This window comes from Pseudomonas viridiflava, assembly GCF_003702045.1.
In the GTDB taxonomy this organism is placed as follows: Bacteria; Pseudomonadota; Gammaproteobacteria; order Pseudomonadales; family Pseudomonadaceae; genus Aquipseudomonas; species Aquipseudomonas viridiflava_C.
Window position 1 is genome coordinate 168526 of record NZ_RBTP01000076.1, and the last position, 15557, is coordinate 184082.

Consider the following 15557-nt stretch of genomic DNA (forward strand, 5'->3'; position numbering starts at 1 on the left):
AAGACGCACCTTCGGCGCGCCGCCCCATGCTACAGAATGCCCGTGAAAGCCGTACAACGGCTTTCTCGTGCTTTTATTGCAAAGTGTGTTGCTCGATGAACTCCAGCGGCTGCAATCCTTCGCGAGTCACCAGACGATTGAGTTCAACGCGCGGTATACGCACTGCCAGCAGACTTGAACCTTCCTCATCGTGCGTCTCGCTCTGTACGGCACCCAATTCGAAAAACTGGGCGCGCAATCGAGCCAGGCGCTGAGGCAGGCACAAGGTGCCGACAAACAAATCATTGCCCAACAGTTCGGCCACCGCCTGCTTGAGCAGGTCCAGCCCTCGACCATCACGGGCAGACAACCAGACACGTTGCGGCTTGCCATCGGCATCGCGCTGTATCTGGGGCTCTACACCTTCGAGCAGATCGAGTTTGTTATAGACCTCAAGTATCGGCAAGCCCTCGGCCCCGATCTCGCCCAACACGGCCATTACTTGCTCGATCTGCGACATGCGATCCGGCTCGTGGGAGTCGATGACATGCAGCAGCAAATCGGAGTTGCTCGATTCTTCAAGCGTGGCACGGAAGGCTTCGACCAGTTTGTGCGGCAGGTGGCGAATGAAGCCCACCGTGTCGGCCAGCACGATGGGACCCAGATCGTCGAGTTGCAGTCGACGCAGGGTCGGGTCCAGCGTGGCAAACAGCTGGTCGGCTGCAAAAACGTCCGAATCGGTCACGGCATTGAACAGCGTCGACTTGCCGGCGTTGGTGTAGCCCACCAGCGATACCGAAGGAATGTCCGCACGGCGGCGACCACGACGGGCCTGATCACGCTGGCTGCGAACCTTTTCCAGGCGACCCTTGATCTGCCGCAGGCGGACCCTGAGCAGGCGACGGTCGGTTTCGAGCTGGGTTTCACCCGGACCACGCAAACCAATCCCGCCTTTCTGGCGTTCAAGGTGCGTCCAGCCACGTACCAGACGCGTACTCATGTGCTCAAGCTGGGCCAGTTCGACCTGCAGCTTGCCTTCATGGGTACGCGCGCGCTGGGCAAAGATGTCGAGAATCAGACCGGTGCGGTCAAGCACGCGACACTCGAACGCACGTTCGAGGTTACGTTCCTGGCTGGGCGTGAGGGTGTGATTGAAGATCACGATGTCAGCCTGCTCGGCCTTGACCTGGTCGCGAAGTTCCTCGACCTTGCCAGAGCCAATCAGGTATTTGGCAGATGGCCGATGACGTGGCACGTTGATAAACGCGACGGTATCAGCACCCGCCGATATGGCCAGCTCCTGAAACTCCTGCGGATCTTCGCGCGCCTCAGGGTCCTGACCATCCAGATGAACGAGTATCGCTCGTTCACCACCACTGTGGCGCTCAAAGAACAAGGCAGACTCCTATCAGGCGTTACCTGGCTCGGCATCGCCGCCATCAGCGTCGGTAGCGCTAGGCAGACGAATCGGACGAACCGATACGACGGTGGAAATGGCGTGCTTGTAAACCATCTGGCTGACAGTATTTTTCAGCAAAATGACGAACTGGTCGAAAGACTCGATCGTGCCCTGCAGCTTGATACCGTTGACCAGGTAGATCGATACCCCGACCTTCTCTTTACGCAAGGTATTCAAGTAAGGGTCTTGTAGCGAATGCCCTTTTGACATGTGCCGCACTCCTTTAAGGATCAATAATAATAAATCGAATTCGATTGGCTGACCGGCCACCCCCCAAGGATAGACGGCTATTGCAAGGACTCAGCCCAATATGGAGGCCGATCCCAAGTATTTCAAGGCGCGTGGCAGATTGTCGCAAGACAGGCTGTCCAGCCAGTGTAAATTCTCCCAGCTGCGTAGCCAGGTGAATTGCCGCTTGGCCAGTTGCCGCGTTGCAATGATGCCGCGCTCCTGCATTTCATCCCGTGTCAGCTTTCCATCCAGGTGATCCCAGACCTGGCGATAACCGACGGCTCGTATCGATGGCAAACCTGAATGCAGGTCGCCCCGTGAGCGCAATGCCAGTACTTCGTCCAGAAACCCTTGGTCCAGCATTTGCAAAAATCGTAGTGCGATGCGGTCATGCAGCACCTTGCGATCAGCCGGAGCTATCGCAAGACTGGCGACAGTATAGGGCAATTGCTGACGCCCTGATGCGGCTGCTTCGGTACTTTGCGCAGTTTGTTGCTCGCGATGTGCAGTCATGCTCATCCCGCTGACCTGGTAGACCTCCAGCGCACGTATCAAGCGTTGCGGGTCGTTGGGGTGAATACGGGCCGCCGACACCGGGTCGACCACCGCCAATCGATCATGCAAGGCCTGCCAGCCATGCGCCAGAGCGTCGGCATCCAGCTGCGCCCGAACCTGCGCATCGGCCGCTGGCATATCCGCCAGTCCGTCCAATAGAGCCTTGAAATACAACATAGTGCCGCCGACCAGCAAAGGAATATTTCCCCGGGCGGTGATTTCAGCCATCGCGGCCAGGGCATCGGCGCGAAAATCGGCGGCCGAGTAGCTCTGCGATGGGTCAAGAATGTCGATGAGGCGATGCGGAAACTCAGCCAGTTGCGCCTTCGAAGGCTTGGCGGTACCGATGTCCATGTCACGATAGACCAGCGCCGAATCGACGCTGATCAGTTCGCAGGGCAGCACCTTGGTCAGCTCGATGGCAAGGTCGGTCTTGCCCGCCGCGGTTGGCCCCATGAGAAAGATGGCCGGAGGTAAAGCATTCATTCATTGACCGCGCAGGAATAATTTATCCAGGTCGTTGAGACCCATCTGGGTCCAGGTAGGACGCCCATGATTGCATTGCCCGCTACGCTCGGTGTTTTCCATGTCGCGCAACAGTCCGTTCATTTCAGGAATCGCCAGACGACGATTGGCCCGGATGGCACCGTGGCAGGCCATTGTGCCCAGCAACTCGTTCATGTGCGCCTGCACGCGGTCGCTGGTGCCGTATTCCATCAGGTCTGCCAGTACATCACTGACCAGACGGTTCGCCTCGGCCTGCTTGAGCAAGGCAGGGATCTGCCTGATCGCCAACGTCTCGGGGCCAAGGCGTTGCAGTTCGAAGCCCAGACGCTGGAACGTCGCCAAGTGCTCTTCGGCACAATCCGCCTCACGCTGACTGACCGCGATGGACTCGGGAACCAGCAATGGCTGGCCACTCAAGCCCTCATTGGCCATCGCAATTTTCAGACGCTCGTACATGATCCGCTCATGGGCGGCGTGCATGTCCACCAGCACCAGCCCGTGGGCGTTTTCAGCCAGAATATAAATGCCTTTGAGCTGCGCCAAGGCATAACCCAACGGCGGAATGTCGGCGGGCGATTCAGGCAACGACGCAGGCGTAGCACCCGGCAGCGGCGCGAAAAATTCGCGATACGCACTTTGCACTTCGGCCACCGGCGCACCCGCCGAGGTTGGCCGTGGTGTGTATTGATACTGATAGCCGCCACCCGAGCCCGAGCCCGAGCCAGCGGGGCGCGCGTAGGTTTCACCCTGCGGCTGCTCAAGCACGTTATTGGCCAGACGCATCTCGCCCTGCGGTCCGAACTCCCCGGCTTCAGGACCTGTCGGACGTACGACCGCCGTCACCGGCGCACTGCCGGACAACTGGTCTTCCGGGCGGACATCGCCGAGCGCTCGATGCAAGGTGCCATAGAGGAAGTCATGCACGTTGCGACCGTCACGAAAGCGCACTTCGTGCTTCGTCGGGTGAACGTTGACGTCCACGGCCGCCGGGTCGACCTCGAAAAACAGCACGAAGGTCGGATGACGACCATTGAACAGCACGTCGCGATACGCTTGGCGCACCGCATGGGCAACCAGCTTGTCGCGCACCGCACGGCCGTTCACGAAAAAATATTGCAAATCGGCCTGACTACGCGAGAACGTCGGCAACCCGACCCAGCCCCACAGGTGCAGGCCATTTCGCTCAATCTCGATCGGCAAGGCCTGCTCAAGAAAACCCGGCCCGCAAATGGCCGAAACGCGACGCGCTCTGGCAGTGTCGTCATGGGCTTCATGCAGGCTGAGTATCGTCTTGCCGTTGTGGCGCAAATGGAAGGCCACGTCGAAACGCGCCAGCGCCATGCGCTTGATCACTTCCTGCAAGTGATCGAACTCGGTCTTTTCAGCCTTGAGAAACTTGCGCCGCGCGGGCGTGTTGAAGAACAGATCACGCACTTCCACGGACGTACCGACCGGGTGCGCAGCAGGCTGCACCCGTGGCGCCATGTCGCGGCCTTCGGTTTCGACCTGCCACGCCTGATCGGCATCGCGGGTGCGGGACGTCAGGGTGAGACGTGCAACCGAGCTGATCGAGGCCAGCGCCTCCCCGCGAAAGCCCAGGCTCATGACGCGTTCAAGGTCTTCCAGATCGCGAATCTTGCTCGTGGCATGACGCGCCAGCGCCAGCGGCAGGTCGTCGGATGAAATACCGCTGCCATCGTCGCGTACTTTCAGCAGTTTGATTCCCGCCTGTTCGACGTCGACATCGATACGCCGCGCACCGGAATCCAGGCTGTTTTCCAGCAACTCCTTGATCACCGACGCGGGACGCTCGACCACCTCGCCTGCGGCGATCTGGTTGGCCAGCCGCGGGCTGAGCAACTCGATGCGAGCGGCGTTCAGGATGGCCTGCTCGACCTGCGGCTCAACGCCTTCGAGCGGAAGGTCGCTGCTGACGGCTTCATCATTCATGGCTGTGTGGCAACCTCGGCGCTTGGAATTCGCAGGTCCTGACCGATTTTCAACTCATCGGTTTTCAAGGCATTGGCACTGCGCAGTGTTGCGATGTTCATGTCGTAACGCGCTGCCAGCATGGCCAGTGTCTCGCCGGAACGTACGACGTGGTTGCGCGGGCCTTGGGCCAGCTTGCCGTTGTCACGCAGCCAGGCGATGTAAGTGCCCTGCGGCGGGTTTTGCTGGAAGAACTGCTTCACGCCAGAATTGATCGAACGCGCCAGCGCTTGCTGGTGCGAGGTCGAACTTAGCTTGTTGGCTTCATTGGCGTTGGAGATAAAACCGGTTTCCACCAGAATCGACGGGATGTCTGGCGACTTGAGCACCATGAAACCGGCCTGTTCGACGCGGGACTTGTGCAGCGAGGTGACCCGACCAATATTGCTCAGGACCTTTTGGCCAACGTTCAGGCTCGACGACAGCGATGCGGTCATAGACAGGTCCAGCAGCACACCCGCAAGCATGCGGTCCTTATCGTCCAGGCTTACCGCTCCGGCACCACCGATCAGGTCGGAGCGGTTTTCGCTGTCCGCCAGCCAGCGTGCAGTTTCAGACGTTGCGCCACGATCAGACAGTGCAAACACCGAAGCGCCAAAGGCCGCCGTGGACGGCGCGGCGTCGGCATGAATGGACACAAACAGGTCGGCCCCTTTGGAGCGGGCAATCTCGGTACGTTTTCGCAGCGGAATAAAGTAGTCGCCGGTCCGTGTCAGTTCGGCGCGGTAGCCTTTTTCGGCATTGATCTGGCGTTGCAGCTCACGCGCAATCGACAGCACCACGTTCTTCTCTTTCTCACCACCCCTGCCGGAAGCGCCAGGGTCTTCCCCGCCGTGACCGGCGTCGATCACGATCACGATATCGCGCTTGCCGTTGGGCACCGGCGTCAGTTTCACCTCAGGCTTGGACGGGCTGATCGGAACCGCTGGCGCCGTGTTCGCAGGGGTATCTGCGATGGTCGGTGCAGGTGTGGGGTTGGCATCGGCTGCGTTGTCGAACAGGTCGACCACCAGACGATTGCCGTACTGCTGGTTCGGCGCCAGGGTGAAGCTCTTGGGCGTCACAGCCTTCTTCAGGTCGATGACTACGCGCAAATCGGTCGCGGTGCGCTGCGCAGAACGCATGCTGGTGATCGGCGTATTGGCAGTCGAGACATTGAGCGGTCCGCCCAGCGTCGCGCCATTGATGTCGATCACCAGTCGATCAGGCGAAGTCAGGGTAAACACGCTGTGCTGGACAGGTCCTGAGAGGTCGAACACCAGTCGAGTGTTATCCGGCGCTCGCCATAAGCGGACACTTCGTACTTGCGTAGCGGCCAGCGCTTCGACAGCCAAGGCCATCAACAGCAGACCTACTACAGTAACCAGCGCGCGCATGCGCATACCTAACCCCATATCTATTTGAATTCCAAAGCCAAAGTGGCACACCAGCGTTCGCCACGCGAACCCGTGGGGCTCAATATCACGGAACGACCTTCTCCGTGCGGCCCAATGGTAATGGTCAGGTCAGGCTTTGGCAAAAAGCCTGCACCACGCTGGGGCCATTCGATGAGACAAAGTGAGTCACCGTCGAAGTAATCGCGCACGCCCAAGAACTCCAGTTCTTCAGGATCGACCAGACGATAGAGGTCAAAGTGAAAGACCTTGATAGCCCCTATCTCGTAGGGCTCGACGAGCGTGAACGTAGGGCTCTTGACGGCACCCGCGTGCCCGAAACCACGAATCAATCCCCTTGAAAGCGTGGTTTTTCCCGCACCCAGATCGCCCTCCAGAAAAATGACGCCGACGCCCTCGCAGGCCTGCGCAAGGCGTGCACCGAAAGCCATCATGGCCTCTTCGCCGATCAGATGCAGCGTTAAATCAGACACGGTTTCAGCGCCTCCAGTAACTGACGAATGGTGGGAATAATATCGCTTGCCGCCATGCCGCGCCCCGACGCGCCCACCTGCTGGCCAGCGCTGGCGTGCAACCATACCGCCAGACAGGCCGCATCGAAGGCGTTCATGTGCTGAGCCATTAACGCGCCGATCAATCCGGCCAGCACATCACCAAGACCTGCAGTTGCCATCGCCGGATGGCCTTGATCGCACAACGCCATTCGCCCGTCGGCACTGGCCACCAGACTGCCCGAGCCTTTGAGTACGCACACGGCATTGAATTTGCGCGCCAGCGCCTGAGCCGCAGCAGCCCGGTCGGACTGGACTTCCTGAGTGCTGATACCCAATAAACGCGCAGCCTCACCCGGATGGGGCGTGATGACGCTGTTCTCAGGCAGAACCACCTGCCCGGTCGCCAGTCGATTCAGCGCATCGGCGTCCCAGACCTGAGGCCGGTCCGCATTGGCCGCTGCCGAGAGCAGGCTGCGTCCCCAGCTGTGCTGCCCCAGACCTGGCCCCACCACCAGAACGCTGGCGGCTTCGATCAGTGGCATGAGCTGGTTGGCCGAGCCGATTCCAGCGCTCATGATTTCAGGCATGCGTGTCAGTGCGGCGGGCACATGCTCGGCGCGGGTCGCCAGCGTGACCATGCCCGCCCCGCTGCGCAGCGCGCTTTCGGCGCTTAATAAAGCTGCGCCACCGAAACCCTGATCACCGCCGATGACCAGCACCCGGCCGAACATGCCTTTATGCGCCGTGCGCGGACGCGACGCCAGGACAGGCAGGCTGGTTGCACCGAGTCTGATCGCGGTCAGCGGAGCGTCAGCAACAATGGCTTTGTCAGCCTGTAGGTCATCGAACATCAGTTGCCCGATCAAATCGGGCGCATCGCCGGTCAGCAAGCCCATCTTCAGACCGATGAATGTCACAGTGAGGTCGGCACGAACGGCGACGCCCAGGCAATGCCCGGTATCAGCGCACAGCCCCGATGGAATATCCACTGCGGCCACCGGCAGACCACTGGCATTGATGGTCTTGATCACCGACAGATAAGGCTCACGCACATCACCCTTCAGCCCAGTGCCCAATAAGGCATCCACGACGATACCGGCCAGAGGCTGGTCAGCCCAAGGCTGGATGTTCACACCCGCCGCCGCGGCATACGCCCGTGCGGCATCGCCTTTCAATGCAGCCGGGTCCCCGACGGCCAGCACCCGCACCTGCCAGCCGGTTTTGTGCGCCAGAGAGGCCACCAGAAAACCGTCGCCAGCATTGTTGCCATGCCCCGTTAGCACCGTCAGCTCACTCGCTTCCGGCCAACGCCTGCGGATCGCCCGCCATGTCGCATGGGCAGCACGCTGCATCAATTCGAAGCCTGGCGTGCCGGCGGCAATCAGACGAGCGTCGAGGTCGCGGACCTGCGCAGCACTGTACAGCGCGTCGGGTAAAACGGATTTCGTGTCTAACATGCGTCTCTAGGCTCCGATGTCTGGCAGAATTATACGCACCTTGGTTCTGGTTTCTCTCTGCGCATGTCCGCTATTACTGCTGAACGTCCCACTTCTGACGACCTCGTCACCCTTGCGCAATCGATCAAGGCATGGGGCCGTGAGCTTGGCTTTCAGGAAGTCGGAATAGCAGGGCTGGACCTCGCCGAGCACGAGCAGCATTTGCAACGCTGGCTCGACGCGGGCTATCACGGCGAAATGGACTATATGGCAGCCCACGGCAGCAAACGTTCCCATCCGGACGAGCTGGTGCCGGGAACGCTACGGGTAGTATCGCTGCGTATGGATTATCTGCCAGGCGACACCGAGATGACCCACCGCCTGACCGAGCCGGAAAAAGCCTACGTGTCGCGTTACGCACTGGGCCGCGACTACCACAAGCTGATTCGCAAACGCTTGCAGCAGTTGGCTGATCGCATCCAGCAGGCTATTGGCCCCTTCGGGTTCAGAGCGTTCGTCGACAGCGCGCCCGTTCTGGAAAAAGCCATCGCCGAAAAAGCCGGGCTGGGCTGGATCGGCAAGAATACGCTGGTGCTCAATCGTAAGGCGGGCAGTTTCTTTTTTCTGGGAGAGCTGTTCGTTGACATCCCGCTGCCCGTCGATGCACCCCACGCGACCGAGCATTGCGGACGCTGCACAGCCTGCCTCGATATCTGCCCGACAGCGGCCTTTGTAGGCCCTTACGTGCTGGATGCGCGACGCTGTATTTCCTACCTGACCATCGAACTGAAGACCGCCATTCCCGAAGAGCTGCGGCCTTTGATTGGGAATCGGGTGTTCGGTTGCGATGACTGTCAGATCGTCTGTCCCTGGAACCGCTTCGCCCGCCCGACCGACCAGAGCGATTTTCAGCCACGCCACAACCTGGACAACGCCGCACTGGCCGAGCTATTTCTCTGGGACGAAGACACCTTTCTCAGCCGTACCGAAGGCTCCCCCCTGCGCCGTGCCGGGTACGAGCGCTGGCTGCGTAATCTTGCAGTTGGACTCGGTAACGCGCCCTCGACCATTCCGGTGATCGAAGCACTGCAAGCTCGAAGCGAGTATCCATCAGAAATGGTCAGGGAGCATGTGGAGTGGGCGCTGGGCAGGCATGGCCGTTAAACGCCGCCGCCTCCCTGCGATCCGTGGGAGCGGACTTGTCCGCGAAAAAGCCGGCACATCTGACGCACAGGCAGTGGCTGAAATACTGCATTCGCGGACAAACGGAACGCCGCCCGGTCCGCTCCCACGACGCCCTGCGATTGCTGGGCTACAGCGCTACGTCGAAGCCGTAGTGGGCCCCCCACGGTATCTGCACTCACCACTCGCCTCCCGGGCTCATCAGATCAAGGCTCATCCTTGTAAACGAACTTGGGCATTTCCCAGTGGAACCGAATCGCCAGCAGGCGCAGCAGCAATCCCCCGAACAGCGTGATCAGCACGCTTTGCTCGGCTGGCAGTTCCAGATACCCGCACAACAGAAAGCACCACGCCGCCAGGAATGACACGCTGGCGTACAACTCGCGGCGGAAGATCAATGGGATGTCGTTGCAGAAAATGTCCCGCAGGATGCCGCCAAAGACGCCGGTGATCACGCCGCACACCGAGGCGATCAGCATGCCGTGCCCGGCCTCCAGCGCAGTCATGCAGCCGATCAGGGTGAAAGCCACCAGCCCCAGCGCATCGAGCACCAGAAACAGCGAGCGCAGGTGGCGCATCAGCGGAGCGATAAAGATCGTCACCAGCGCCGCAATGCTGGTCAGCACCAGGTATTCCGGGTGCTTGACCCACGTCAGCGGGTAATGACCGATCAGTACGTCACGCACCGATCCGCCACCCAGCGCCGTGACGCAAGCAATCAGCACAACGCCGAACCAGTCCATGCCGCGTCGCCCGGCCGACAGCGCGCCGGTCATGGCTTCAGCAGTGATGGCAATCAGATAAAGCATCAGCAACATGGTGACGACTCGGCGACAAGGGCGCGCAGTTTAACCAGCGCCGTTGTGCGCCGAAAGGCTTATGCACTGAAAGAGGGCAGCGAAGGTTTGTTCGCTGCACGGACCTCACGAGTTACTTGATGAAGTGCTCGCGGTAAAAGCGCAGTTCGGCGATCGATTCGCGAATGTCGTCCAGCGCCAGGTGCGTGCTGCCCTTCTGGAACTTGAGGTTTGGCGACCAGCGCGCGGCCAGTTCCTTGAGCGTCGAGACGTCCAGGTTGCGATAGTGAAAGTAGTGTTCCAGGGTCGGCATGTGGCGATACAGGAAGCGACGATCCTGACAGATGCTGTTGCCGCAGATCGGCGAACTGCGCTCAGGCACCCATTGCATGATGAACGCCAGTGTCTGCGCTTCGGCGTCCGCCATCGTGACCGTGCTTTCACGCACGCGCTGGGTCAGGCCCGATCCGCCGTGCTGACGAGTATTCCACTCGTCCATCCGTGCCAGCGTTTCGTCGCTCTGATGGATGGCAAGCACAGGACCCTCAGCCAGCGTGTTCAGCTCGCTATCGGTGATGATCGTGGCCATTTCGATGATGACATCGGTATCGGGGTCCAGACCGGTCATTTCCAGATCGATCCAAATCAGGTTCTGCTTGTTCTGCATGTGACGACTCCTCGGCGTAGGCGCGCAGTTTAGCTTACCTGGCCGTGCTAGACTGCCGCCCGATTCAACGTACTGCCTATTCATCAGTTTCATCACATCGGAACACCCATGGCCAAACGCCAACTCAATCGTCGTCAGAACTGGCGCATCGAAAAGATTCAGGGCGAACGTGCTGCCCGCGCCGCGAAACGCGAGTCTGTCGCGCTCGAAACACTGGAAGGCGGTGATCTGGGCCCGGAACAGACCGGCCTGGTGATCGCTCACTTCGGCGTTCAGGTCGAAGTCGAGGCCCAGGAAGGCGAACAGATCGGCCAGGTGTTCCGCTGTCATTTGCGCGCCAACCTGCCCGCACTTGTCACCGGTGATCGCGTCGTGTGGCGCGCCGGCAATCAAGGCATTGGCGTGATCGTCGCGCAATTGCCACGCACCACCGAACTGTGCCGACCGGACTCACGCGGCCAACTCAAACCTGTCGCGGCCAACGTTGACCTGATAGTCATCGTCTTCGCGCCCATGCCCGAACCCCACGCCAACCTGATCGACCGTTATCTGGTCGCTGCCGAGCATGCCGGGATTCATCCGCTGCTGCTGCTGAACAAGGCCGACCTGATCGACGAGCAGAACGCGCCTGCGCTCAATGCGCTGCTGGCGGTCTATCGCACGCTGGGTTATCCGGTGCTGGAAGTGTCTGCACACCAGGGCGACGGCATGCAGCAGTTACAGGCGCGCCTGGACGGCCACATTAGTGTGTTCGTGGGTCAGTCCGGTGTGGGCAAGTCGTCGCTGGTCAACAGCCTGCTGCCCGAAGTCGGCACACGTGTCGGGCCCTTGTCCGAGCTGTCCGGCCAAGGCACGCACACCACGACCACCGCACGCCTGTTCCACTTCCCCCGAGGCGGCGATCTCATCGACTCACCGGGCATTCGCGAGTTCGGTCTGGGCCATGTGAGCCGCGCCGACGTGGAAGCCGGTTTCATCGAGTTCAACGACCTGATCGGCACCTGCCGCTTCCGCGATTGCAAACACGACCGCGAGCCGGGCTGTGCCTTGCTCAAGGGGCTGGAAGACGGACGCGTGCAGCAGCAACGCATGAACAGCTATCGTTCGATCATCGCCAGCCTGCCGGAAGACAGCTACTGATGGCTGCCTGAGACGACCTTCTGTCGAAAACAAAAATGCCGCGATGATCGCGGCATTTTTGTGTGCGTTACGGCTCAGTTCTGCGTCGGCTCGACCTTCAAGGTGCCCTGCTCGAAGATATTCAGCTTCTGCCGAATTTCATGAGGCTGAGCATACGCTTGCGGATCGACCGGCGCAGGTGCGGTCGACGTTCCCGGTGCGGCACCCGGCGTTGCTGGAGCAGCGGGCTCCGCAGGCGTTTGCGGCGCACCACCGGAGTTTTGAGCCCCTTCGATACGCGCTTGAGCCTTTTTGGTCAGCACGACGATATCGATGCGGCGGTTCACAGGGTTGGTCGGGTTCTCCCGGTCATACAGCGCCGATGATGCATAACCGACTACTCGTGCCACCTGCGAATCCGGATAGCTGCCTGCAACCAGCGCACGGCGTGCGGCGTTAGCGCGGTTGGCCGACAGCTCCCAGTTGCCAAACCCGCCATTGCCTATAAAAGGTGTGGCGTCGGTATGGCCGCTGATGCTGGTCTTGTTGGGCACACTTTTGATCGTGTCCGCCATCGCCAGCAGGATGTCTTCGAAATACGGTTTCAGACGCGCACTACCAGAATCGAACATCGGTCGGTTGTCCGCATCCATAATCTGAATACGCAGACCGTCCTGAGTGATCTCGAACAGAATCTGATCCTTGAATTTCTGCAGTTGCGGGTTTTCTTCAACCTTGTTCTGCAGTTCCTGCAAGAGCATTTCCAGACGTTCCTGCTCGACCTCCTCAGCCTTGGACTCCGCACTATCGGACTCGATAGGCACGGTATCCGGAGACGGTGTGGTCTTCACTTCGGGGTTGAGGGTCTGGTTGGGCGACATCTCGGGCGAGCCACCCAGGTCGATCACGTACGGCGAGCCACTGTCAGAGAACCCGACCGGGTCCTTGAAGTAACCAGCCACTGCAATCAGCTGTTCAGGCGTTGCGGACGACATCAGCCACAGCACCAGAAAAAACGCCATCATCGCCGTCGCGAAGTCGGCAAAGGCGATTTTCCAGGCGCCGCCGTGATGCCCTCCACCGAAGCGCTTGACGCGCTTGATGATTATCGGCTGATTATTTTCCATGGCTTAGCGACCGCGAACCGCTTGTTCCAGCTCGCTGAAGCTGGGGCGATGCAACGGGTACAGGACCTTGCGGCCGAACTCGACGGCCAGCGAAGGCGGCATGCCCGAGGCCGAAGCCACCAGAGACGCCTTGATGCATTCGTAGACGTTCATTTCTTCCTTGGCATCGTGGGCCAGGGAAGTCGCCAGAGGACCGAAGAAGCCGTAAGCGGCGAGAATACCGAAGAACGTACCGACCAGTGCCGCACCTACGTGCATACCGATGGCCGCCTTGTCGCCCGACCCCAGGGACGCCATCGTGACCACGATACCCAGTACTGCCGCGACGATACCGAAACCGGGCATGCCGTCGGCAATACCGGTGATGGCGTGGGACGGATGCTCGAGCTCTTCTTTCATGCTCAGCAATTCCATGTCGAACAGGCCTTCCAGCTCGTGGGGAGCCATGTTGCCCGAGGACATGATGCGCAGGTAATCGCAGATGTACGCCGTCATGCGCTCATCTTTCAGCACGCCAGGGTATTTAGCGAAGATCGGGCTGGCAGCCGGTTCCTCGATATCACCCTCGATCGCCATCATGCCTTCACGACGGCTCTTGTTGAGGATCTCGTAAACCAGGCCCAGTACCTCAAGGTAATAGGCGTGAGTGAAGCGCGTGCCGAACATCTTCAGCGACTTCTTGAACACGTGCATCGTCATGTGGCCAGGGTTGGCCTGAAGGAATGCACCCAGCGCTGCGCCACCGATGATCAACACTTCGTAGGGCTGAAACAGGGCCATGATCTTGCCGTGAGACAGGACGTATCCGCCGAGGACACTCGCGAAAACGACAATGATGCCGATAATTTTAGCCATAGGAGAAAATACTTTACTGAGTCGGGTTCAGGGACAGTCCGGAAGTTCTTGAAACTCTTCTTCTCCTTATCGGCCTAACTGAGCCAGACTATAGGCAGTTCTCGCTAAAAAACCAGTTCGACCCGGAATCGCGGAATCGAAAATGGCTGTTGCGCCCCTGAACGCTGGCAGCCTCCCAGCTCGAAAATCAGCTGTACAGGCCATCGAATGCCCACAACGCATGCTCCACATCTGCCGGTTCCAAAGACGCTCGACGCCTGGGTCAGATTACTCGATGGCGTCGACTTGCCAGTGCCTGCAGCCAATCACGACCGCGTCCGCGCAGCACTGAACGACAGTCGCCGCTCACTGCGTGAAATTGCGGAAATGATGCAGGAAAGTCCAGCTCTGGTACTGAGCGTGATGCGCGAAGCCAATCACCACACGCACGGGATCACCGAGCAGGCCGAAAGCCTGGAAATCGCGATCAACCGGCTGGGGCTGGCGCGCACGGAAGTCTTGCTGGGCCGCCTGCCCGCCAAGCCGCCCGAGGAGATTCCAGCGGCGTTCCGGCAACTGATCCTGATCAGCCAACACGCCACACAACAGGCCAGCGGCTTGTTCGCCAGCCGTCTGGCGCGCTTGTGGCAGGACATTCACTTGGGCAGCCTGTTGTTTCTCGCGCCGCTTTGGCCCATCGCCCTCGCCTACCCCAAGCTGCTCGAAGAGCTGGAACTTCGGGTCATTCATAAAGGGCATTCCAGCATTACCGTTGAAAAGGAGCTGTTCGGCGTCAATCTGCTGGAGCTGGGCCTGGCACTGGCCGAATTCTGGCGCCTCCCGGTGTGGGTGACGCGTGGCTATAAACTGCTGCTCGGCGAACGTCGAGAGCTGGTCAAAGTGCTGCGCATCGCGCGTGACGACGACCCTTTGCATCAACAACAGCTGATGGATGCCGACCCGAACCTGCGCCGCTGGCTGAACCAGCCGGCCAATACCGTATTGCTGGGCAACGGGCTCGCGCTCGCCGCTCAACATGCCTGGGACAGCCCGCACTGTTTGCGCTGGGAACGTTTGACCAGCCTTTATTTGCAGCAGCCGCTGAGCGAAGTGCAGCAGCAGGCCCATCAAAATGCGGCCAGCAGCGCACGCTCGCATGATGAAAAGGACCTGTGGCACCCGGCCGAATCGCTTATCTGGCCTTGGGATGCACGCCGGGTGAGACGCGACAACGAACCTGCACCACCGCCCTCGGCCGACGCCCTGCAACTCTGGCGCAAGCAATGTGCCGAATTACTGCAGGACCCGACGCCTTTCATCAACGCCATCCACCTGACCACTTCCGCACGCGATGCGTTTGTCGCCTGTGGTATGCAGAGGGTAATGTTGCTGATGCTGGACAAGACGGGCGCTGTGCTGCGCGTGCATCAGTCTGCCGGATTGCCGCCTGAGGCCGCTTCTCTGCAACTGTTCCTAAAGGAAAGCACCGTCCTGCAACGGCTTTTGACCCAACCGACTCAATTGCGCATGACGCCCGCCAACATCGCCCAGTTTTCCGCTTTGCTGCCCGCGCCGCTTAGAAACCTGTTCAGCGGGCAGCACTGGCTGATTCGCTCACTGGGCAGCAATGGCAAAGTCATGATGCTGGTGATCGGCGATCAGGGCGGCGGTGTTCTGTCAGACATTTCCGTTCAAGCATTCGGAAAAACCGCGCAATGTATTGAGCGGGCGCTGGGCATCTTTAGTCAGCGCAAAGCCTGAGGGCTGGCGTACAATTCGCGTCTTTC

Annotated in this window: 14 protein-coding genes; 3 read left to right on the forward strand and 11 right to left on the reverse strand. The window is 60.1% G+C overall.

All coding sequences use genetic code 11. From position 1 onward, the window contains the following. Positions 1-73: 73 nt before the first annotated feature. The 7 genes from hflX to ALP40_RS23745 all read right to left on the reverse strand — a co-directional run bounded on the left by hflX (position 74) and on the right by ALP40_RS23745 (position 8065). Positions 74-1375, reverse strand: a complete 1302-nt coding sequence (gene hflX, locus ALP40_RS23715; protein ID WP_122210571.1) for a ribosome rescue GTPase HflX — start codon at positions 1373-1375, stop codon at positions 74-76. Positions 1376-1387: 12 nt separating this feature from the next. Beyond that, complete coding sequence (gene hfq / locus ALP40_RS23720) at positions 1388-1648, reverse strand: RNA chaperone Hfq (RefSeq protein WP_122210572.1); 261 nt, start codon at positions 1646-1648, stop codon at positions 1388-1390. Between the two features lie 90 nt (positions 1649-1738). After that, the gene (gene miaA / locus ALP40_RS23725) at positions 1739-2710 is read right to left on the reverse strand and encodes a tRNA (adenosine(37)-N6)-dimethylallyltransferase MiaA (protein WP_122210573.1); all 972 of its coding nucleotides are present in this window, start codon (positions 2708-2710) and stop codon (positions 1739-1741) included. Then, the gene (mutL, locus tag ALP40_RS23730; RefSeq protein ID WP_122210760.1) at positions 2711-4615 is read right to left on the reverse strand and encodes a DNA mismatch repair endonuclease MutL; all 1905 of its coding nucleotides are present in this window, start codon (positions 4613-4615) and stop codon (positions 2711-2713) included. A 62-nt stretch (positions 4616-4677) separates the two neighbouring features. Next, a complete protein-coding gene (locus ALP40_RS23735; RefSeq protein ID WP_122210574.1) occupies positions 4678-6102 on the reverse strand; it encodes an N-acetylmuramoyl-L-alanine amidase in 1425 nt (474 codons plus the stop codon). A gap of 14 nt (positions 6103-6116) precedes the next feature. Next, entirely contained in the window at positions 6117-6587 is a 471-nt protein-coding gene (tsaE, locus tag ALP40_RS23740) for a tRNA (adenosine(37)-N6)-threonylcarbamoyltransferase complex ATPase subunit type 1 TsaE (RefSeq protein WP_183136082.1), read from the reverse strand. Further along, the gene (locus ALP40_RS23745; protein ID WP_122210575.1) at positions 6575-8065 is read right to left on the reverse strand and encodes an NAD(P)H-hydrate dehydratase; all 1491 of its coding nucleotides are present in this window, start codon (positions 8063-8065) and stop codon (positions 6575-6577) included. Before ALP40_RS23745 ends, tsaE begins: the two co-directional genes overlap by 13 nt. A 63-nt stretch (positions 8066-8128) precedes the next feature. On the opposite strand from ALP40_RS23745, the gene queG reads away from it, so the two are divergent. Further along, complete coding sequence (queG, locus tag ALP40_RS23750) at positions 8129-9208, forward strand: tRNA epoxyqueuosine(34) reductase QueG (RefSeq protein ID WP_122210576.1); 1080 nt, start codon at positions 8129-8131, stop codon at positions 9206-9208. Positions 9209-9432: 224 nt separating this feature from the next. Here queG and ALP40_RS23755 read toward each other — a convergent pair whose 3' ends face one another. Beyond that, the gene (locus tag ALP40_RS23755) at positions 9433-10044 is read right to left on the reverse strand and encodes a trimeric intracellular cation channel family protein (RefSeq protein ID WP_122210577.1); all 612 of its coding nucleotides are present in this window, start codon (positions 10042-10044) and stop codon (positions 9433-9435) included. 112 nt (positions 10045-10156) lie between these two features. Beyond that, positions 10157-10690, reverse strand: coding sequence for an oligoribonuclease (orn, locus tag ALP40_RS23760; protein ID WP_004883550.1), 534 nt, complete (start codon positions 10688-10690; stop codon positions 10157-10159). A gap of 108 nt (positions 10691-10798) precedes the next feature. Here orn and rsgA point away from each other — a divergent pair, with 108 nt between their 5' ends. Beyond that, the gene (gene rsgA, locus ALP40_RS23765) at positions 10799-11830 is read left to right on the forward strand and encodes a small ribosomal subunit biogenesis GTPase RsgA (protein ID WP_122210578.1); all 1032 of its coding nucleotides are present in this window, start codon (positions 10799-10801) and stop codon (positions 11828-11830) included. 74 nt (positions 11831-11904) lie between these two features. On the opposite strand, the gene motB is transcribed toward rsgA, so the two are convergent. Beyond that, positions 11905-12936: a flagellar motor protein MotB gene (motB, locus tag ALP40_RS23770; RefSeq protein WP_122210579.1), complete on the reverse strand. Its 1032-nt coding sequence runs from the start codon at positions 12934-12936 to the stop codon at positions 11905-11907. Between the two features lie 3 nt (positions 12937-12939). Next, positions 12940-13791, reverse strand: coding sequence for a flagellar motor stator protein MotA (gene motA, locus ALP40_RS23775; RefSeq protein ID WP_004883544.1), 852 nt, complete (start codon positions 13789-13791; stop codon positions 12940-12942). Positions 13792-13998: 207 nt separating this feature from the next. Here motA and ALP40_RS23780 point away from each other — a divergent pair, with 207 nt between their 5' ends. Continuing rightward, positions 13999-15531, forward strand: a complete 1533-nt coding sequence (locus tag ALP40_RS23780; RefSeq protein WP_122210580.1) for an HDOD domain-containing protein — start codon at positions 13999-14001, stop codon at positions 15529-15531. Positions 15532-15557 lie beyond the last annotated feature (26 nt).